Genomic DNA, 18664 nt, shown 5'->3' on the forward strand with positions numbered 1-18664 from the left:
TTCATTCTTATTACGGAGAATGAAAACGACGCGTCGTTTCAAATTTTCAGCTTGTTCCGGATTGTTAAAGAGCAATAACTTCGCAATGCATTCAGTAAATGCATTCTGAAGTTGTATCAACGCGGGTTCGTTGATGGTGGAGCTAAGCGGGATCGAACCGCTGACCTCCTGCGTGCAAGGCAGGCGCTCTCCCAGCTGAGCTATAGCCCCGATGAGTGTTGTAAAACGCATGAGTACCAAGGAGAATCATTTTTCAGGCAAGGCGCAGTGTCGCGACGCATAGTCTTCTATGCGAGCGGCGCTGTAACGCAGCATGAGAAATGATTTGGTAGGCCTGAGTGGACTTGAACCACCGACCTCACCCTTATCAGGGGTGCGCTCTAACCACCTGAGCTACAAGCCTGCAGGCGTTTTACGCTCTTCTCTAAGTTCATCAGACAATCTGTGTGAGCACTTCGCGGGAAAGTATCTTCAGGTAAGGAGGTGATCCAACCGCAGGTTCCCCTACGGTTACCTTGTTACGACTTCACCCCAGTCATGAATCACAAAGTGGTAAGCGCCCTCCCGAAGGTTAAGCTACCTACTTCTTTTGCAACCCACTCCCATGGTGTGACGGGCGGTGTGTACAAGGCCCGGGAACGTATTCACCGTAGCATTCTGATCTACGATTACTAGCGATTCCGACTTCATGGAGTCGAGTTGCAGACTCCAATCCGGACTACGACGCACTTTATGAGGTCCGCTTGCTCTCGCGAGGTCGCTTCTCTTTGTATGCGCCATTGTAGCACGTGTGTAGCCCTGGCCGTAAGGGCCATGATGACTTGACGTCATCCCCACCTTCCTCCGGTTTATCACCGGCAGTCTCCTTTGAGTTCCCGGCCGAGCCGCTGGCAACAAAGGATAAGGGTTGCGCTCGTTGCGGGACTTAACCCAACATTTCACAACACGAGCTGACGACAGCCATGCAGCACCTGTCTCAGAGTTCCCGAAGGCACCAAAGCATCTCTGCTAAGTTCTCTGGATGTCAAGGCCAGGTAAGGTTCTTCGCGTTGCATCGAATTAAACCACATGCTCCACCGCTTGTGCGGGCCCCCGTCAATTCATTTGAGTTTTAACCTTGCGGCCGTACTCCCCAGGCGGTCGACTTAACGCGTTAGCTCCGGAAGCCACGCCTCAAGGGCACAACCTCCAAGTCGACATCGTTTACGGCGTGGACTACCAGGGTATCTAATCCTGTTTGCTCCCCACGCTTTCGCACCTGAGCGTCAGTCTTCGTCCAGGGGGCCGCCTTCGCCACCGGTATTCCTCCAGATCTCTACGCATTTCACCGCTACACCTGGAATTCTACCCCCCTCTACGAGACTCAAGCCTGCCAGTTTCAAATGCAGTTCCCAGGTTAAGCCCGGGGATTTCACATCTGACTTAACAGACCGCCTGCGTGCGCTTTACGCCCAGTAATTCCGATTAACGCTTGCACCCTCCGTATTACCGCGGCTGCTGGCACGGAGTTAGCCGGTGCTTCTTCTGCGGGTAACGTCAATCGGCGAGGTTATTAACCTCACCGCCTTCCTCCCCGCTGAAAGTACTTTACAACCCGAAGGCCTTCTTCATACACGCGGCATGGCTGCATCAGGCTTGCGCCCATTGTGCAATATTCCCCACTGCTGCCTCCCGTAGGAGTCTGGACCGTGTCTCAGTTCCAGTGTGGCTGGTCATCCTCTCAGACCAGCTAGGGATCGTCGCCTAGGTGAGCCATTACCCCACCTACTAGCTAATCCCATCTGGGCACATCCGATGGTGTGAGGCCCGAAGGTCCCCCACTTTGGTCTTGCGACGTTATGCGGTATTAGCTACCGTTTCCAGTAGTTATCCCCCTCCATCGGGCAGTTTCCCAGACATTACTCACCCGTCCGCCACTCGCCACCCAAAGAGCAAGCTCTTCTGTGCTGCCGTTCGACTTGCATGTGTTAGGCCTGCCGCCAGCGTTCAATCTGAGCCATGATCAAACTCTTCAATTTAAAGTTTGATTTGCTGCAACGAGTGCAGCGATGCTCTGTGAATTAAACTTCGTAATGAATTACGTGTTCACTCAGCAAAGACTTGATATTTTTTACGTCCGGAGACGCTGATATCAATCCTGCGAGTGCCCACACAGATTGTCTGATAAATTGTTAAAGAGCGGTGCGACGCGGCGTTCGGCCTGCTGTCGCGAGGTGGCGTATATTACGCTTTCCTCCTTCAGAGTCAAACACTTTTTTCAGCGTTTTTCTCCGGCGGGGTGAATCGCTTCACGCCCTGCTGAGCCGCCTGCGTTGCCGCTTTGCCGTCTCAGTGGTGGCGCATTATAGGGACTTCGTTTCGCCTGACAAGCGCTAATTTGCAGTTTTTGCGCGACCGCTCACTTTCCAGGCAACACGTTGCAAAAACCAGCTGATTCTTGCGAAACAGCATAAAAAAACGGGCCCTGAGGCCCGTTTTTGTCACGTTGCGTTATTGATGCGCGACGATGGCATCGTCCTGCACATCCATTTCGATGGTTTTTCCCGGAACCAGCGCGCCAGACAAAATCTTCTGCGCCAGCGGGTTTTCAATCTGCTGCTGAATAGCCCGTTTCAATGGCCGCGCGCCGTAAACCGGATCGTAACCATTTTCGCCCAGCAGTTTCAGCGCCGCGTCGGAAATGTGCAGCTGATAACCGCGCTCTTCCAGACGCTGATACAGCCGCTGCAGCTGAATCTGCGCAATCGAGGCAATATGTTTTTCACTCAGCGGATGGAATACCACCACCTCATCAATACGGTTGATAAACTCTGGACGGAAATGGTGTCCGACGACCGTCATCACCACATCTTTCATTTCCGCGTAATCAAGCGCGCCGAAACGTTCCTGAATCAGATCCGAACCGAGGTTAGATGTCATGATCACCACGGTATTGCGGAAGTCCACGGTGCGCCCCTGACCATCGGTCAGACGCCCATCATCCAGCACCTGCAGCAGAATGTTGAACACATCCGGATGCGCTTTTTCCACCTCATCCAGCAAAATCACCGAGTAAGGGCGACGACGCACCGCCTCTGTCAGGTAACCGCCCTCTTCATAACCGACGTAGCCCGGAGGTGCCCCGACCAGACGCGACACCGAATGTTTCTCCATGAATTCCGACATATCGATACGCACCATCGCTTCGTCGCTATCGAACAGGAAATTAGCCAGCGCCTTACATAACTCGGTTTTACCGACACCGGTCGGCCCAAGGAACAGGAACGATCCGATTGGCCGGTTCGGGTCAGACAAACCGGCGCGGCTACGGCGAATGGCGTTCGATACCGCTTCAACCGCTTCGTCCTGGCCGATAACCCGGGCATGCAGCTCCTGCTCCATCCGCAACAGTTTATCGCGCTCGCCTTCCATCATGCGGGCCACCGGAATACCGGTCCAGCGCGCCAGCACATCGGCGATCTCGACATCCGTTACGCGGTTGCGTAACAGCTTCATGGTTTTACCTTCAGCCTGCGTGGCGCTTGCCAGCTGTTTTTCCAGCTCCGGAATCTTGCCGTACTGCAGTTCCGACATCTGGCCAAGGTCACCCACACGCCGTGCCTGCTCCATAGCCAGACGCGCCTGCTCCAGCTCGGCTTTGATGTTTTGCGTGCCGGTCAGCGAGGCTTTTTCCGCCTTCCACTCTTCTTCGAGCTCAGCATATTCGCGCTCTTTCTGATCCAGCTCGCTTTCCAGCATCTCCAGACGCTTAACGCTGGCGTCATCCGATTCTTTCTTCAGCGCCTGCTGCTCCAGTTTGAGCTGGATGATACGCCGTTCGAGACGATCGAGCGGTTCCGGCTTGGAGTCGATCTGCAAACGAATACTCGACGCCGCCTCATCAATCAGGTCGATGGCTTTATCCGGCAACTGGCGATCGGCAATATAGCGGTGCGATAACGTTGCCGCAGCGACAATCGCCGGATCGGTAATTTGCACATGGTGATGCAGCTCATAACGCTCTTTCAGGCCACGCAGAATGGCGATGGTGTCTTCCACGCTCGGTTCGGCGACGAACACTTTCTGGAAACGGCGCTCCAGCGCGGCATCTTTCTCAATGTACTGGCGATATTCATCCAGCGTGGTGGCACCCACGCAGTGCAGTTCACCGCGCGCCAGCGCCGGCTTCAGCATGTTGCCGGCATCCATCGCGCCGTCGGCTTTACCGGCGCCGACCATGGTATGCAGTTCATCGATAAACAGAATGACGTTGCCTTCCTGCTTCGCGAGGTCATTCAGTACGCCTTTCAGGCGCTCTTCAAACTCGCCGCGATATTTCGCGCCGGCCACCAGCGCACCCATATCCAGCGCCAGAACGCGCCGGCCTTTCAGCCCTTCCGGCACTTCGCCGTTAATGATGCGCTGTGCCAGCCCTTCAACGATGGCGGTTTTACCGACGCCCGGTTCACCGATGAGCACCGGGTTGTTTTTGGTACGACGCTGCAATACCTGAATGGTGCGGCGAATCTCTTCGTCACGCCCGATAACCGGATCTAACTTGCCGAGCTCAGCGCGCTCCGTCAGATCGATGGTGTATTTTTTCAAAGCCTGGCGCTGATCTTCAGCCCCCTGATCGTTCACGTTTTCCCCTCCCCGCAGTTGCTCGATGGCCTTAGCGAGTTTGTCCGCCGTGGCACCGGCAGACTTCAGTAAGTCCGCCAGCGAGCCGCGCGATTCGAGGGCCGCCAGAACAAATAATTCAGATGAAATAAAGTTGTCGCCGCGCTTTTGCGCCAGCTTGTCGCACAGATTCAGTACCCGGACCAAATCCGCTGATGGCTGAACGTCGCCGTCGGTCCCTTCGACCTGCGGCAAACGATTGATGGCTTGTTCGATGCTGGTACGCAGGTTAGCGACATCCGCCCCCGCCGCACTGAGCAGCGGACGTACCGATCCACCCTCCTGGTTGAGCAGCGCGCTCATCAGGTGCAGGGGTTCGATGAATTGATTATCGTGTCCCAGAGCAAGGGACTGTGCATCGGCAAGGGCCAACTGGAATTTGTTGGTAAGACGATCCAGACGCATGATTCCTCCCATTACAGGTCAAAATGCTACTGGAGATTAAATGAGGTCATCCCTCAAATTTTCAAGGTTAATGACCTGAGTTGTGAGCAAAAAATACGCTTACTGGATCGTCTTGCGGCGTAAGGTTATCTCAGCCAAATCAAAGTTGCCATACGCCCGGTGATTCCGTCGCGTCGGAAGGAGAAAAAATCGGCGCTTTCCTGATAGGTACAGCGCTTCTCAGCCGTGACAGATTGCACGCCAGCGGCCTGCAGACGCTGGGTTGCCAGCAGCCAGATATCGGCAAAATATTTCTCACCGGCCGGGCGAAAAGCCGCATCGGCAGCGGCATCCTGCGCCAGGAACGCACTGCGCACCTCGGCCCCCACTTCAAATGCCTGCGGACCAATCGCCGGACCGAGCCAGGCATGAACCTCGCTCGCCGGGCAGTGAAACTGTGCCAGCGTTTGCTCCAGCACTCCATGACACAACCCGCGCCAGCCGGCATGTACCGCGGCAACTCCGCTGCCATCATGGCTGCAAAACAGCACCGGCAGGCAGTCGGCGGTCATCACTGCACACACCACGCCACTTTCCCGCGTTATCGCCGCATCGGCTCGCGGCAGGGACGCAGCCGCCGGCAGACGCGCCACCGTCTGGCCGTGCACCTGCTCCAGCCACTGCGGCATCGCCGGTAGCGCAAGTTGCTCTACCACGCGCTGACGATTGTGCATCACGCGATCCGCCTCGTCCCCGACGTGCGCGCCGAGGTTGAGGGAATCCCATGGCGCCGCGCTAACGCCGCCGTGCCGCGTGGTCGAATAAGCCTGAACGCGCGCCGGCGCCGGCCACTGCGGCACGATCCAGTCACTCATAGCCAGTCCAGCTGATCGCGGAACTCGTCGGTATCGGCTTTAAGTGCCTCAATCAGATCAACCATGTCCTGCGGCAGTGGCGCGTGCCACTCCATCTCAATCCCGGTGATCGGATGATAAAGACGCAGCATAGTGGCGTGCAGCGCCTGGCGGTCAAAACCGCGCAGCGTACTGATGAAAGCCTCAGAAGCGCCCTTTGGCGGACGCGGACGACCACCGTACAGCGGATCGCCCACCAACGGATGGTTAATGTGCGCCATGTGCACGCGAATCTGGTGAGTACGGCCGGTTTCCAGGCGCAAGCGTAAACGCGTATGGGCGCGGAAATGCTCCATGATGCGATAGTGCGTGGTGGCCGGTTTACCCATCGGATGCACCGCCATGTGGGTACGCTTGGTAGAGTGACGCGCCATCGGCTCGTTCACCGTACCGCCAGCGGTCATGGTGCCAATCGCCACCGCTTCATATTCGCGGGTGATTTCACGCAGCTGCAGCGTTTCAACCAGATGCGTCTGCGCCGGTACCGTTTTGGCCACTACCATCAGTCCGGTGGTGTCTTTATCCAGACGGTGCACGATGCCGGCGCGCGGCACGTCGGCAATCGCCGGATAGTGATAAAGCAGCGCATTCAGTACCGTGCCGTCCGGATTACCGGCGCCAGGGTGGACCACTAAGTCGCGCGGTTTGTTGATCACCAGGATGTGGTCATCTTCATAAACGATATCCAGCGGAATATTTTGCGCTTCCCAGCGCTGCTCCTCTTCGATCTCGGCATCAATCGCCACCCGCTCACCGCCGAGTACTTTCTCTTTCGGTTTATCGATGATGGTGCCGTTGACGCTGACCCGACGCTCAAGGATCCACTCTTTTATGCGGGAACGTGAATAATCAGGGAACAATTCCGCCAAAGTCTGATCTAAGCGTTGTCCAAGCTGTGCTTCGGACACCGTTGCGGTGAGTTGAACTTGTTGTGCCATATACAGCTTCTTCGTTAACGTTGGGTTTTCACGGCGATGCCGTTTAATATAATGTGCTATCGTACTGGTCATTACCGGGAGCTATACGGACAGCTTCCGCCATAACACTTTGAGGATAATCATTTCGTCATGACGCGTATGAAACATCTGGTGGCTGCTGCCACACTGAGCCTGAGCCTGGCACTGGTGGGCTGTTCCGGCTCATCGGACCCGGTCCCGGACAGCCCGCCGTCTGAAATTTACGCCACAGCGCAGCAAAAGCTGCAGGACGGTAACTTTAAAGCGGCGATTAAGCAACTGGAAGCGCTGGATAACCGTTATCCGTTTGGTCCTTACTCGCAGCAAGTGCAGCTGGATTTGATCTACGCGTACTACAAAAATGCCGATCTGCCACTGGCGCAAGCCGCCATTTCCCGCTTTATGCGCCTGAACCCGACGCACCCTAACATTGATTACGTGATCTATATGAAGGGCCTGACGGACATGGCACTGGATGATTCCGCGCTGCAGGGCTTCTTCGGGATCGATCGTTCCGACCGCGATCCTACCCATGCGCGTGATGCATTCCGTGACTTCTCTCAGCTACTGCGCGGCTATCCGAACAGCCAGTACGCGGCAGATGCGCAGAAACGTCTGACGTTCCTGAAAGATCGCCTGGCGAAGTATGAGCTCTCCGTGGCGCAATTCTATACCAAGCGCGGTGCCTATGTCGCCGTTGTTAATCGGGTTGAAGGTATGATGCGCGATTATCCGGACACCCAGGCCACGCGTGACGCGCTGCCGCTGATGGAAAATGCCTATCGCCAGCTGCAGCTGACGACGGAAGCTGACAAAGTTGCGAAAATCATTGCGGCGAATAGCGCGTCCTGATTTTCGTGCCATTAAAAAAGCAGCCGCTGTGGCTGCTTTTTTTTGGTCAGAAAACCGTCTGAAATGGTTTTTTCCGCTACGGTTAACTCATCAATCTTGCCCCTATCCCCGCTGTGCATCAAGCTTTTTTCGCCCTTTTCCCGGCCTTTCTCACAATTCGCTGGCATTGACAAAAAGTGACATTCCAATGTGATCCAGATCACACATTTTCCTGATTTGCGCGGTATGCTGGTCCTACCCAGACGGAAATGACAGAGAGGTTTAACTATGATTCTGAACATTACCAGCAAACAAATGGAAATCACTGCGGCAATCCGCAACCATGTCGAAGACCGTCTCGCCAAGCTGGAAAAATGGCAAACCCACCTGATAAATCCGCACATTGTGTTATCGAAAGAGCCGAAAGAATTTGTGGCCGATGCCACCATTAACACGCCAAACGGCACGCTGGTCGCCAGCGCGAAACACGATGATATGTATACGGCCATCAATGACCTGATCGCCAAGCTGGAGCGCCAGCTAAATAAAGCACAGCACAAGCCTGAAGCTCGGCGCGCCACCAGCAGTGTTAAAGATTTCACCCCTGCCGGGTAATTTATCGCTATTCAGCAACGCGCCTGCGGGCGCGTTTTTTATTGACAGCTTTTAAGCTGTGCGGTTACTCTCAGTTCACTTTATTGCCGGAATTGATCATGAAACTGCTGCCGTTCTTCTTCGCATTCTTTTTTACCTTCCCCTGATTGGGAGGCGATTCGTCGTGTGAAAATGAATGCGAAGACGAACAACAAAGCCTCCCAACCGGGAGGCTTTTTTATTGGACATTTTACAGGTGAGCCCTATGAATCCCGAGAATCCGCTGCTGGCGTTACGCGATAAGATCAGCGCCGTCGATGCCAGGCTGTTAACGCTGCTGGCTGAACGGCGCGCGCTGGCCGTTGAGGTAGCGCAGGCCAAGCTGGCCACCCACCGCCCGATTCGTGACGTCGAGCGCGAACGCGCCCTGCTGGAAAATCTCATCGCGCTGGGTAAAAAACATCAGCTGGATGCGCACTACATCACGCGCCTGTTCCAGTTAGTGATTGAGGATTCGGTGCTGACCCAGCAGGCGCTGCTGCAGAAAAACCTGAATCATCCACATGCGCATGCGCCGCGCATCGCCTTCCTCGGCCCAAAAGGCTCCTACTCGCACCTTGCCGCCCGTAAATACGCCACGCGCCACTTCGATTCGATGGTGGAAATGGGGTGTCTGAAATTCCACGACATCATTCAGCAGGTTGAAAGCGGTCAGGCGGATTACGCGGTAATGCCGATTGAGAACACCAGCTCCGGCTCGATCAATGACGTATACGATCTGCTGCAGCAAACGTCGCTGTCGATCGTCGGCGAGCTGACCATTCCTATCGAACACTGCGTGCTGGTTAGCGGTAATACCGATTTGCAGCAGATTGAAACCGTGTATAGCCATCCGCAGCCGTTCCAGCAGTGCAGCCAGTTCATCAACCGCTTCCCGCAGTGGAAAATCGAATACACCGAAAGCACGGCGGCGGCGATGGAGAAAGTAGCCGCGATGAACTCGCCGCACGTGGCCGCGCTGGGCAGCGAAGCCGGCGGTGAGCTGTATGGTCTGCAGGTGCTGGAGCGCAACCTGGCGAATCAGCAGCAGAATCATACCCGCTTCATTGTGCTCGCGCGTAAACCGATTGAAGTCTCCAGCCAGGTGCCGGCCAAAACCACGCTGATAATGGCGACGGGCCAGCAGGCCGGCGCGCTGGTTGAAGCACTGCTGGTGTTGCGTAATCACAATCTGATCATGAGCAAGCTGGAAAACCGGCCAATCAACGGTAACCCGTGGGAAGAGATGTTTTACATTGATGTGCAGGGCAATCTGCAGTCGGAGAACATGCAGCAGGCGCTGGAAGAACTGCGTGCGCTCACGCGTTCACTGAAGGTGCTGGGCTGTTATCCGGGTGAGAATGTGGTACCGGTAGAACCGCGTCTGTAAAACAAAAAGGCATCCTCACGGATGCCTTAATCATTACTGGCGACTGTCGTTGGCGGAGCGCAGCATGCTGCGGCTCTCGACAAGGAAGCGTTTCGCGTAGTCGCCAAACCAGTGTTCCACGCGCTCAAAGCTGTTGATGAACGCCTGTTTATCGCCCTGCTCCAGCAGCGTGATGGCTTCACCAAAACGCTGATAGTAGCGTTTAATCAGCGCCAGATTACTTTCCGACGACATGATGATGTCGGCGTACAGCTGCGGGTCCTGCGCAAACAGCCGTCCTACCATCGCCAGTTCGAGGCGATAGATAGGCGAGGACAGCGCCAGCAGTTGATCCAGATTGACGTTCTCTTCCGCCAGATGCAAACCGTAAGCAAACGTGGCGAAGTGGCGCAGCGCCTGAATGAACGCCATGTTCTGATCGTGCTCAACAGCACTGATGCGGTGTAAGCGCGCGCCCCACACCTGAATCTGCTCCAGGAACCACTGATAGGCTTCCGGCTGACGGCCATCGCACCATACCACCACCTGCTTCGCCAGGCTGCCGCTGTCCGGACCGAACATCGGATGCAGTCCCAGTACCGGGCCGCTGTGCGCCGCCAGCATCGCCTGCAGCGGACGGTTCTTCACCGACGCCAGATCCACCAGAATGCAGTCATCAGGCAGCGCTGGCAGATCGGCAATAATCTGTTCGGTCAGATGGATCGGCACGCTGATGATCACCATGCCCGCATCGTGCAGCAGTTCATCCGCGCGCGGCCAGTCATCTTTATCAAGAATACGCACCTGATAGCCGGAGAGCGTCAGCATCTTCTCGAACAGACGTCCCATCTGACCGCCGCCGCCGACAATCACCACCGGACGCAGTTCAGGACACAGCGTTTTGAAGCCTTTGTCATTTTCATGCGCATAGGATTCACGCATCAGACGACGCAGTACATCTTCGATCAGGTCCGGCGACACGCCGAGCGCTTCCGCTTCCTGACGACGCGACGCCAGCATACTGGCCTCGCGCTCAGGCACATAAATCGGTAAACCGTAGCGGCTTTTGACTTCGCCGACTTCGGCCACCAGCGCCAGTCGTTTCGCCAGCAGCCCCAGCAGGGCTTTATCTACTTCATCAATTTGATCGCGCAGCGCGGTCAGTTCAGCCACCATGACTCATTACACCTCGTGTGACAGACGCGCCGACAGCACTCCCTGCAGATCCCGATGGATTTCACGCAGCAAAGTTTCAGTGGTTTCCCAGTTGATGCAGGCATCAGTGACGGAAACACCGTACTTCATCTCGCTACGCGGTTGCTCAGAAGACTGGTTGCCTTCGTGAATATTACTTTCCAGCATCAGGCCAATGATGGAGCGGTTTCCATCTTTAATCTGCGCGATAGCCGATTCGGCTACGCCAGGCTGACGGCGATAGTCTTTGTTAGAATTGCCATGGCTGCAATCTATCATTAAGGCCGGACGCAGTCCCGCTTTCAGCATCTCTTTTTCGCACTGCGCGACATCTTCCGGGCCGTAGTTTGGCGCTTTGCCGCCGCGCAGAATCACGTGACCGTCCGGGTTGCCCTGAGTTTGCAGCAGGCACACCTGACCGGCCTGGTTAATGCCGACAAAGCGGTGCGGCATCGCGGCGGCGCGCATGGCGTTGATCGCGGTGCCGAGGCTGCCATCGGTGCCGTTTTTAAAGCCTACCGGCATCGACAGGCCAGACGCCATTTCACGGTGCGTCTGCGATTCTGTGGTACGCGCTCCAATCGCCGACCAGCTAAACAGATCGCCGAGGTATTGCGGGCTATTTGGGTCGAGCGCTTCGGTGGCCAGCGGCAGACCCATCTCCACAAGATTGACCAGCAGCTGACGCGCAATGTGCAGGCCGGCTTCCATATCAAACGAGTTGTTCATGTAAGGATCGTTGATTAACCCTTTCCAGCCGACGGTGGTACGGGGTTTTTCAAAATAGACGCGCATAACGATATACAGCTGATCCTTCAACTGTGCAGAGAGTGTTTGTAACTGACGAGCGTAATCCAGTGCGGCTTCGGTATCGTGGATCGAGCAGGGACCGCACACCACCAGCAGACGCGGATCGCGACCCGCGATGATATCCGCGATGGTCTGGCGGGAAGCGGCAATTTGCGCTTCCTGCGCCGCAGTCAGCGGGAACTTCGCTTTCAGTTCCTGTGGCGTAATTAAAATCTGTTCGTCGGCGATATGCACATTGTTCAGCGCGTCTTTTTGCATGATGGCGATCCTTTTTCACTCGTTATGCGGTTTTACGATCCTCACTGAGGATGACGCTTACTTTACCACAGCATGTAAATCATGCAATCCATGTATGTACACTTTTATTACCACCATCTTTTAAACCACAAAATAAAAGTTAATTAAAATATATAAATCATTAAGTTAACAACCTTAAAGCCTGTAAGATCCATCAAACAAAAATGTAAATTTTTAATTACACCAATCTGACCAGACCAGATGTTTTTTCCTTACGATATCGCTAACATGCTGTTATCCATTTAATTAATTCAGGATCGCTTTATGTCTATCCCTGAAGTCGCCCTGCGTCCCTTTATTCTGCAGGATGCCGAAGCATTTACGCGTGCCGTTAATCAGTCTCTGGGCAGCCTGCAGCCGTGGATGGTATGGGCACATGCGGATTACAGCGTTGATGAAGCCGTGAGCTGGATCAACTTCACCCATCTGCAGCGTCAAAAGGGTGAAGCTGAAGAGTTCGCGATTGTTGATGGCAACGATCGGTTGCTGGGCGGTGCTGGCTTACGTTATGCGCGTCAGCCCGGTGAGTTCAGTGCGCTGGGCTACTGGGTTCGCAGCGAGGCGCAGCAACAGGGCGTTGCCCGCCGGGCGGTGGCACAGCTGGTGAATCTGGCGTTCGCCCAGCCACATATTGCTGTGCTGGAGATTCTTGCTGCAGAAGAGAATCACGCCAGCCGCGCCGTGGCCCTGCGCAGCGGCTTCTCGTTTGTGGATTACCGCTACGGGTTGATTGTGCTGGAGAGCGGTCCGGTCAACACGGCGATCTATCACCTCAGACGCCCATAAAAAAAGGGGCTGGCCTTATGGCCAACCCCTTGTTTGCTATTAACTTTGGGATGTCGCTTACGCGCCAAGACGCTCTTTGATACGAGCTGACTTACCGGTACGCTCACGCAGGTAGTACAGTTTGGCTTTACGCACAGCACCACGACGTTTGACAGTAATGCTGTCAATTACCGGAGAGTGAGTCTGGAAGACACGCTCAACGCCTTCGCCGTTAGAAATCTTGCGAACAGTGAATGCAGAGTGCAGACCGCGGTTACGAATAGCGATAACCACGCCCTCGAATGCCTGCAGACGTTTCTTAGAACCTTCAACGACCCATACTTTCACTTCCACGGAATCACCCGGACGGAAGGAAGGTACGTCCTGTTTCATCTGCTCTTGTTCAAGTTGCTTGATAATGTTGCTCATAATTAAATCTCTTATCCTGGGTAAACTGATAGTCAGGGAAGATTACTCTTCCACCTCATCGTTTTGTTGCTGCTGATGTTCCCGCTGGAACTCACTTAGCAACCTTGCTTGCTCTTCAGTCAGAGCCAGGTTTTCCAGAAGTTCAGGTCTTCTTAGCCAGGTACGGCCCAGCGACTGTTTCAGGCGCCAGCGGCGAATATCGGCATGGTTGCCCGACAGCAGAACTGGCGGAACCTCCATCCCTTCTAACACTTCAGGTCGGGTATAGTGCGGGCAATCCAGCAAACCTTCCGAGAACGAATCCTCATCGGCTGACGCCTGTTTCCCCAGCACGCCAGGAATAAACCGGGCGACCGAGTCAATTAACGTCATCGCTGGCAGCTCACCGCCACTGAGCACGTAATCACCGATTGACCATTCTTCATCAATCTCAGTGTGAATCACACGCTCATCTATCCCTTCATAACGACCGCAAACCAGAATTAACTTCTGGCTGGTCGCCAGTTCGCAAACGCCTTGCTGGTCAAGTTTGCGACCCTGAGGTGAAAGATAAATCACCTTAGCGCCTTCTCCCGCCGCCGCTTTCGCTGCGTGGATAGCATCCCGTAAGGGTTGCACCATCATCAACATACCCGGTCCGCCGCCGTAAGGACGATCGTCCACGGTACGGTGCCGGTCGTGCGTGAAGTCACGTGGACTCCAGCTCTCTATGTTGAGCAGGCCATTTTTTACTGCCCGGCCAGTTACCCCGTACTCGGTAATAGCGCGAAACATCTCTGGAAACAGGCTAATAACACCAATCCACATCGCGTTCGCCGTTACGTTACCGGATTGTCCGGAGATCAAAAACCAGGATCCCAGTCTACTTCAATGGTGCCAGTAGCGAGATCGACTTTCTTGATAACCTGTTCATCAAGAAACGGTATTAACCGCTCCTGTACACCGAATGCATCTTTCAGGTTTGCCTTTACGACGAGAACGTCGTTCGAGCCGGTCTCCATCAAATCAATGACTTTGCCCATCTCGTAGCCGTCGAGGTTTACCACTTTGCAACCCATCAGGTCTTTCCAGTAGTAATCGCCCTCTTCCAGCGCCGGCAGCTGCGTGGAGTCAACCGTAATTTCGCAATTGGTCAACTGTGCTGCAGCGTCCCGATCGTCAATGCCTTTGACTTTGATGATCAGGTCCTGATTGTGGTGCTTCCAACCCTCAAGCTCTACCTGCTGCCATTGACCGGCGCGCTGGATAAACCAGGGTTGATAGTCGAAGATGCTTTCAGCGTCTTCAGTGGAGGAAAACACTTTGAGCCAACCCCGAATTCCGTAAGCGGCACCCATTTTGCCCAGAATGATTGGGTTAACGGGAGGCTGTGCGGCAGGTTTACTGCTCATGCTCACCACCGTGACAGATTAAGCTGCTTTTTTTGCTTCTTTGATCAGCGCGTTAACGCGATCAGAAAGCGTTGCGCCCTGGCCAACCCAGTGCTCAATACGGTCCAGATCCAGACGCAGACCTTCAGCCTGACCAGAAGCGATCGGGTTGAAGAAACCTACGCGCTCGATGAAACGACCGTTGCGAGCATTGCGGCTGTCAGTGACGACGACCTGATAGAACGGACGCTTTTTAGCGCCGTGACGTGCCAAACGAATGGTTACCATAACATCCTCTTTAGTTAATAAAACAACCGGGCCCCATCGAGGAACGGGGCCCGGGTGCAATATAAAAAGCCCGAAAATTTTACTCATTTTGGCGCAAAAAGCAACCTGAGTGTCTCACTTTTCTGGTTCGGGCTGTGTCGCCTTAGCGGCCGGGGAATCCTGGCGGCATCATGCCTTTCATGCCACGCATCATTTTGGCCATGCCGCCCTTCTTCATTTTCTTCATCATGCGCTGCATATCATCAAACTGCTTCAGCAGCCGGTTGACGTCCTGCACCTGCATACCGGAACCGGTGGCGATACGGCGCTTGCGCGAACCTTTGATGATCTCGGGCTTCTCACGCTCTTTGCGCGTCATCGAATTGATGATGGCTTCCATGCGCACCAGCACTTTGTCATCCATCTGCGATTTAACGTTATCCGGCAGCTGGCCCATGCCCGGCAGTTTGCCCATCAGGCTGGCCATGCCGCCCATGTTGCGCATCTGCTTAAGCTGCTCCAGGAAGTCGTTGAGATCAAAGCCGTCGCCGGTTTTCAGCTTCTTCGCCAGCTTTTCCGCCTGCTCGCGGTCAACTTTGCTCTCGATATCTTCAATCAGCGACAGCACGTCGCCCATGCCGAGAATGCGCGATGCAATACGGTCCGGATAGAACGCTTCCAGCGCATCGGTCTTCTCGCCCATCCCCATGAATTTGATTGGCTTGCCAGTGATGTGACGAATCGACAGCGCCGCACCGCCGCGCGCATCGCCGTCGACCTTTGTCAGGATCACACCGGTGAGCGGCAGCGCTTCGTTGAACGCTTTCGCGGTATTGGCGGCATCCTGACCGGTCATGGCATCGACAACAAACAGCGTTTCAACCGGATTGATCGCAGCATGCACCTGCTTGATCTCATCCATCATCGCTTCGTCAACGTGCAGACGGCCGGCGGTATCCACCAGCAGCACGTCATAGAACTGCAGACGGGCTTCTTTCAGCGCGTTGTTAACGATATCCACCGGCTTCTGACTGAGGTCGGACGGACAGAAATCCACACCGACCTGCTGCGCCAGGGTTTCCAGCTGTTTGATCGCCGCCGGGCGGTAGACGTCCGCAGACACCACCAGCACCTTTTTCTTGTGCTTTTCGCGCAGGAATTTACCGAGCTTACCGACGCTGGTGGTTTTACCGGCACCCTGCAGGCCCGCCATCAGCACCACGGCCGGGGGCTGAGCATTAAGGTTCAGTGCGTTATTTTCGGCCCCCATCGCCGCAACCAGTTCGTTGCGCACGATTTTGATAAACTCCTGACCCGGCGTCAGGCTTTTGTTTACATCCTGACCTACCGCGGCTTCTTTCACGCGGTTGATGAAATCGCGCACTACCGGCAGCGCAACATCGGCCTCCAGCAGCGCCATACGCACTTCGCGCAGCGTATCTTTGATGTTGTCTTCGGTCAGCCTTCCGCGGCCACTGATATTGCGCAGGGTTTGCGACAAACGATCGGTTAAATTATCAAACATGCTCTCTCACTTAATAGCGTAGCGAGGCCGCCAGGGCGACACAATGCGGCGGATTATAACACGAAGCCAGGCCGATCTCTGCAATTGACCGTGAGATCGTTTGGAGCCTGCTGCCGCTGGCGCTATACTGCTTTTTTCCTTATCTGACCGACACCTGAAAGGATCTATGTTCGTTTTCGCGATCGTGGCGCTGTTCGCCTACTCTCTCAGTCTTGCATTGATCATTCCGAGCCTGCTGAAACGCAACAGCGGCTGGCGGCGTTTTGCCGTGCTATCCGCCTGCGTGGCGCTGATTGCCCATGCGGTAGCGCTGCAGCAACGCATATTTGCCGTCGATAATGGACAAAACCTTAGCCTGCTGAATATTGGTTCGCTGGTCAGTTTGCTCATCTGCGCCATCATGACTATCGTCGCGTCGCGCAATCGCGGCTGGCTGCTGCTGCCGATTGTTTACAGTTTTGCGCTGATCAATCTGGCCTTCGCCACCTTTGTGCCAAACGCCTTTATCACCCATCTTGAGACCACGCCTGGCATGATGGTGCACATCGGTCTGTCGCTGTTTGCCTATGCCACGCTGATCATCGCGGCGCTGTATGCGCTGCAGCTGGCGTGGATCGACTATCAGTTAAAGAACAAAAAGCTGACGTTTACCCAGGATATGCCGCCGCTGCTCAGCATCGAGCGTAAGATGTTCCATATCACGCAGATAGGCGTGGTATTGCTGACGCTGGTGTTGTGCACCGGCCTGTTCTTTATAAATAACCTGTTCAGCCCGGAAAACATTGATAAAGCAGTGCTGTCGATTATCGCCTGGTTTGTCTACATCGTGCTGCTGTGGGGCCACTATCATGAAGGCTGGCGCGGTCGCCGTGTGGTGTGGTTCAACTGCGGCGGTGCGCTGCTGCTGACCATGGCCTATTTCGGCAGCCGCGTACTGCAGCACCTGCTCACCTCTCACTAAAGGAATTTTTGCGTTGGAACATGTTTCAACCACCACGCTCATTATCACGCTGATCATTATGGTGCTGGTCTCGGCCTACTTCTCGGGTTCAGAGACCGGCATGATGACGCTCAACCGCTACAAACTGCGCCACAAAGCCAAAAGCGGCAACCGCAGCGCGCGTCGCGTTGAGAAACTGCTGCGTCGCCCCGACCGTCTGATTAGCCTGGTGCTGATCGGCAACAACCTCGTGAATATCCTCGCCTCGGCGCTCGGCACCATTGTCGGTATGCGCCTGTACGGCGATGCCGGCGTGGCCATCGCCACTGGCGTGCTGACCTTCGTGGTGCTGGTGTTTGCCGAAGTGCTGCCTAAAACCGTCGCGGCGCTCTATCCGGAAAAAGTCGCGTACCCCAGCAGCTTTCTGCTGACGCCGCTGCAGTACGTGATGCTGCCGCTGGTGTGGCTGCTCAATACCATTACCCGCATTCTGATGCGCATGGTGGGCATTAAGACCGAAGGGTCGATTAACTCCGCCCTCAGCAAAGAAGAGCTGCGCACTATCGTATATGAATCCCGCTCGCTGATGTCGCGCCGCAACCAGGATATGCTGCTGTCGGTGCTGGACCTTGAGAAGGTCAGCGTTGACGACATCATGGTGCCGCGCAATGAGATCGTCGGCATCAATATCAACGATGAGTGGAAGTCGATCGAGCGTCAGCTAAGCAACTCACCGCATGGCCGTATTGTACTGTTCCGCGACTCACTGGACGATAGCGTCGGCATGCTGCGCGTGCGCGAAGCGTGGCGCATGATGGCCGGGAAAAAAGAGTTCAATAAAGAGCGACTGCTGCGCGCTGCTGATGAAATCTACTACGTGCCGGAAGGAACGCCTCTTAACGTGCAGCTGGTAAAATTCCAGCGCAATAAAAAGAAAGTGGGGCTGGTGATCGATGAGTACGGCGACATCAAAGGACTGGTTACCATCGAAGATATTCTGGAAGAGATCGTCGGCGACTTCACCACCTCCATGTCACCGTCACTGGCCGAAGAAGTGATGCCGCAAAACGACGGTTCGGTATTGATTGAAGGCAGCGCCAACGTGCGGGAAATCAATAAGGCCTTCAACTGGACGCTGCCGGAAGAGGAAGCGCGCACCATCAACGGTATGCTGCTGGAAGCGCTGGAAGAGATCCCGCAGATGGACACGCAAGTACAGGTTGGCCATTACGACATTGATATTCTTGATGTGCAGGACAACATGGTGAAGCAGGTGCGCATCACGCCGCATCAGCCGCTGAAAGCGTCCATCGGTTCCTGA

General features: G+C 55.1%; 18 protein-coding genes, 2 tRNA genes, 1 rRNA gene and 1 other annotated feature. Of the genes, 7 read left to right on the forward strand and 14 right to left on the reverse strand.

The annotated features are described in order from the left end of the window. Positions 1-134: 134 nt before the first annotated feature. The 6 genes from KOL70_RS19615 to rluD form a co-directional block, all read right to left on the reverse strand. Positions 135-210, reverse strand: a tRNA-Ala gene (locus KOL70_RS19615). 116 nt (positions 211-326) lie between these two features. Beyond that, positions 327-403: transfer RNA gene (locus KOL70_RS19620), tRNA-Ile, on the reverse strand. Positions 404-476: 73 nt separating this feature from the next. After that, positions 477-2018 (reverse strand): 16S ribosomal RNA (locus tag KOL70_RS19625). 472 nt (positions 2019-2490) lie between these two features. Next, a complete protein-coding gene (gene clpB / locus KOL70_RS19630) occupies positions 2491-5064 on the reverse strand; it encodes an ATP-dependent chaperone ClpB (protein WP_215481431.1) in 2574 nt (857 codons plus the stop codon). Between the two features lie 125 nt (positions 5065-5189). Further along, entirely contained in the window at positions 5190-5918 is a 729-nt protein-coding gene (gene yfiH, locus KOL70_RS19635) for a purine nucleoside phosphorylase YfiH (protein WP_215481432.1), read from the reverse strand. Beyond that, positions 5915-6895: a 23S rRNA pseudouridine(1911/1915/1917) synthase RluD gene (gene rluD, locus KOL70_RS19640; protein WP_021507316.1), complete on the reverse strand. Its 981-nt coding sequence runs from the start codon at positions 6893-6895 to the stop codon at positions 5915-5917. The genes yfiH and rluD overlap by 4 nt, the downstream gene beginning before the upstream one ends. Before the next feature lie 129 nt (positions 6896-7024). Here rluD and bamD point away from each other — a divergent pair, with 129 nt between their 5' ends. Further along, a complete protein-coding gene (gene bamD / locus KOL70_RS19645) occupies positions 7025-7765 on the forward strand; it encodes an outer membrane protein assembly factor BamD (protein ID WP_058759616.1) in 741 nt (246 codons plus the stop codon). An 11-nt stretch (positions 7766-7776) separates the two neighbouring features. Here bamD and KOL70_RS19650 read toward each other — a convergent pair whose 3' ends face one another. After that, the gene (locus tag KOL70_RS19650; protein ID WP_104094475.1) at positions 7777-7968 is read right to left on the reverse strand and encodes a hypothetical protein; all 192 of its coding nucleotides are present in this window, start codon (positions 7966-7968) and stop codon (positions 7777-7779) included. Positions 7969-8032: 64 nt separating this feature from the next. On the opposite strand from KOL70_RS19650, the gene raiA reads away from it, so the two are divergent. The 3 genes from raiA to pheA all read left to right on the forward strand — a co-directional run bounded on the left by raiA (position 8033) and on the right by pheA (position 9767). After that, positions 8033-8359: a ribosome-associated translation inhibitor RaiA gene (raiA, locus tag KOL70_RS19655; RefSeq protein WP_021507319.1), complete on the forward strand. Its 327-nt coding sequence runs from the start codon at positions 8033-8035 to the stop codon at positions 8357-8359. A 97-nt stretch (positions 8360-8456) separates the two neighbouring features. After that, positions 8457-8581 (forward strand) — a sequence feature (Phe leader region). Next, on the forward strand, positions 8458-8505 hold the full coding sequence (pheL, locus tag KOL70_RS19660) for a pheA operon leader peptide PheL (RefSeq protein WP_121497579.1): 48 nt from the start codon (positions 8458-8460) through the stop codon (positions 8503-8505). (Overlaps the previous feature by 48 nt.) 22 nt (positions 8582-8603) lie before the next feature. After that, positions 8604-9767 carry a bifunctional chorismate mutase/prephenate dehydratase gene (gene pheA / locus KOL70_RS19665; protein ID WP_021507320.1) on the forward strand — a complete coding sequence of 388 codons (1164 nt, stop codon included), beginning with the start codon at positions 8604-8606 and terminating at the stop codon, positions 9765-9767. 33 nt (positions 9768-9800) lie between these two features. Here the strand turns inward: pheA and tyrA are convergent, their stop codons facing one another. Together tyrA and KOL70_RS19675 are read right to left on the reverse strand one after the other, a co-directional pair. Beyond that, a complete protein-coding gene (gene tyrA, locus KOL70_RS19670) occupies positions 9801-10922 on the reverse strand; it encodes a bifunctional chorismate mutase/prephenate dehydrogenase (RefSeq protein WP_021507321.1) in 1122 nt (373 codons plus the stop codon). 6 nt (positions 10923-10928) lie between these two features. Beyond that, positions 10929-12008: a 3-deoxy-7-phosphoheptulonate synthase gene (locus KOL70_RS19675; protein WP_021507322.1), complete on the reverse strand. Its 1080-nt coding sequence runs from the start codon at positions 12006-12008 to the stop codon at positions 10929-10931. Between the two features lie 303 nt (positions 12009-12311). Here KOL70_RS19675 and KOL70_RS19680 point away from each other — a divergent pair, with 303 nt between their 5' ends. Then, positions 12312-12833 (forward strand): GNAT family N-acetyltransferase, encoded by a 522-nt coding sequence (locus KOL70_RS19680; protein WP_215481433.1) that lies wholly within the window; start codon positions 12312-12314, stop codon positions 12831-12833. A 57-nt stretch (positions 12834-12890) separates the two neighbouring features. Here the strand turns inward: KOL70_RS19680 and rplS are convergent, their stop codons facing one another. The 5 genes from rplS to ffh form a co-directional block, all read right to left on the reverse strand. Next, positions 12891-13241: a 50S ribosomal protein L19 gene (rplS, locus tag KOL70_RS19685; protein ID WP_021507324.1), complete on the reverse strand. Its 351-nt coding sequence runs from the start codon at positions 13239-13241 to the stop codon at positions 12891-12893. Positions 13242-13283: 42 nt separating this feature from the next. Beyond that, positions 13284-14048: a tRNA (guanosine(37)-N1)-methyltransferase TrmD gene (gene trmD, locus KOL70_RS19690; protein WP_021507325.1), complete on the reverse strand. Its 765-nt coding sequence runs from the start codon at positions 14046-14048 to the stop codon at positions 13284-13286. Positions 14049-14083: 35 nt separating this feature from the next. Next, positions 14084-14632 (reverse strand): ribosome maturation factor RimM, encoded by a 549-nt coding sequence (gene rimM, locus KOL70_RS19695; protein WP_021507326.1) that lies wholly within the window; start codon positions 14630-14632, stop codon positions 14084-14086. Positions 14633-14650: 18 nt separating this feature from the next. Beyond that, positions 14651-14899, reverse strand: coding sequence for a 30S ribosomal protein S16 (rpsP, locus tag KOL70_RS19700; protein WP_007893313.1), 249 nt, complete (start codon positions 14897-14899; stop codon positions 14651-14653). A 142-nt stretch (positions 14900-15041) separates the two neighbouring features. Then, entirely contained in the window at positions 15042-16403 is a 1362-nt protein-coding gene (ffh, locus tag KOL70_RS19705; protein ID WP_021507327.1) for a signal recognition particle protein, read from the reverse strand. Between the two features lie 166 nt (positions 16404-16569). On the opposite strand from ffh, the gene KOL70_RS19710 reads away from it, so the two are divergent. Together KOL70_RS19710 and KOL70_RS19715 are read left to right on the forward strand one after the other, a co-directional pair. Next, on the forward strand, positions 16570-17364 hold the full coding sequence (locus KOL70_RS19710; protein WP_215481434.1) for an inner membrane protein YpjD: 795 nt from the start codon (positions 16570-16572) through the stop codon (positions 17362-17364). A 13-nt stretch (positions 17365-17377) separates the two neighbouring features. Further along, the gene (locus KOL70_RS19715; RefSeq protein WP_215481435.1) at positions 17378-18664 is read left to right on the forward strand and encodes an HlyC/CorC family transporter; all 1287 of its coding nucleotides are present in this window, start codon (positions 17378-17380) and stop codon (positions 18662-18664) included.

This window comes from Pantoea sp. B270 (genome assembly GCF_018726825.1).
Classification (GTDB): Bacteria; Pseudomonadota; Gammaproteobacteria; order Enterobacterales; family Enterobacteriaceae; genus Pantoea; species Pantoea dispersa.

Excerpts from the sequence above, each read along its gene's own strand:
- clpB (WP_215481431.1), bottom strand. The coding sequence starts at position 5,064 with ATGCGTCTGGATCGTCTTACCAACAAATTCCAGTTGGCCCTTGCCGAT.
- yfiH (WP_215481432.1), bottom strand. The coding sequence starts at position 5,918 with ATGAGTGACTGGATCGTGCCGCAGTGGCCGGCGCCGGCGCGCGTTCAG.
- rluD (WP_021507316.1), bottom strand. The coding sequence starts at position 6,895 with ATGGCACAACAAGTTCAACTCACCGCAACGGTGTCCGAAGCACAGCTT.
- bamD (WP_058759616.1), top strand. The coding sequence starts at position 7,025 with ATGACGCGTATGAAACATCTGGTGGCTGCTGCCACACTGAGCCTGAGC.
- raiA (WP_021507319.1), top strand. The coding sequence starts at position 8,033 with ATGATTCTGAACATTACCAGCAAACAAATGGAAATCACTGCGGCAATC.
- pheA (WP_021507320.1), top strand. The coding sequence starts at position 8,604 with ATGAATCCCGAGAATCCGCTGCTGGCGTTACGCGATAAGATCAGCGCC.
- tyrA (WP_021507321.1), bottom strand. The coding sequence starts at position 10,922 with ATGGTGGCTGAACTGACCGCGCTGCGCGATCAAATTGATGAAGTAGAT.
- KOL70_RS19675 (WP_021507322.1), bottom strand. The coding sequence starts at position 12,008 with ATGCAAAAAGACGCGCTGAACAATGTGCATATCGCCGACGAACAGATT.
- KOL70_RS19680 (WP_215481433.1), top strand. The coding sequence starts at position 12,312 with ATGTCTATCCCTGAAGTCGCCCTGCGTCCCTTTATTCTGCAGGATGCC.
- rplS (WP_021507324.1), bottom strand. The coding sequence starts at position 13,241 with ATGAGCAACATTATCAAGCAACTTGAACAAGAGCAGATGAAACAGGAC.
- trmD (WP_021507325.1), bottom strand. The coding sequence starts at position 14,048 with ATGTGGATTGGTGTTATTAGCCTGTTTCCAGAGATGTTTCGCGCTATT.
- rimM (WP_021507326.1), bottom strand. The coding sequence starts at position 14,632 with ATGAGCAGTAAACCTGCCGCACAGCCTCCCGTTAACCCAATCATTCTG.
- rpsP (WP_007893313.1), bottom strand. The coding sequence starts at position 14,899 with ATGGTAACCATTCGTTTGGCACGTCACGGCGCTAAAAAGCGTCCGTTC.
- ffh (WP_021507327.1), bottom strand. The coding sequence starts at position 16,403 with ATGTTTGATAATTTAACCGATCGTTTGTCGCAAACCCTGCGCAATATC.
- KOL70_RS19710 (WP_215481434.1), top strand. The coding sequence starts at position 16,570 with ATGTTCGTTTTCGCGATCGTGGCGCTGTTCGCCTACTCTCTCAGTCTT.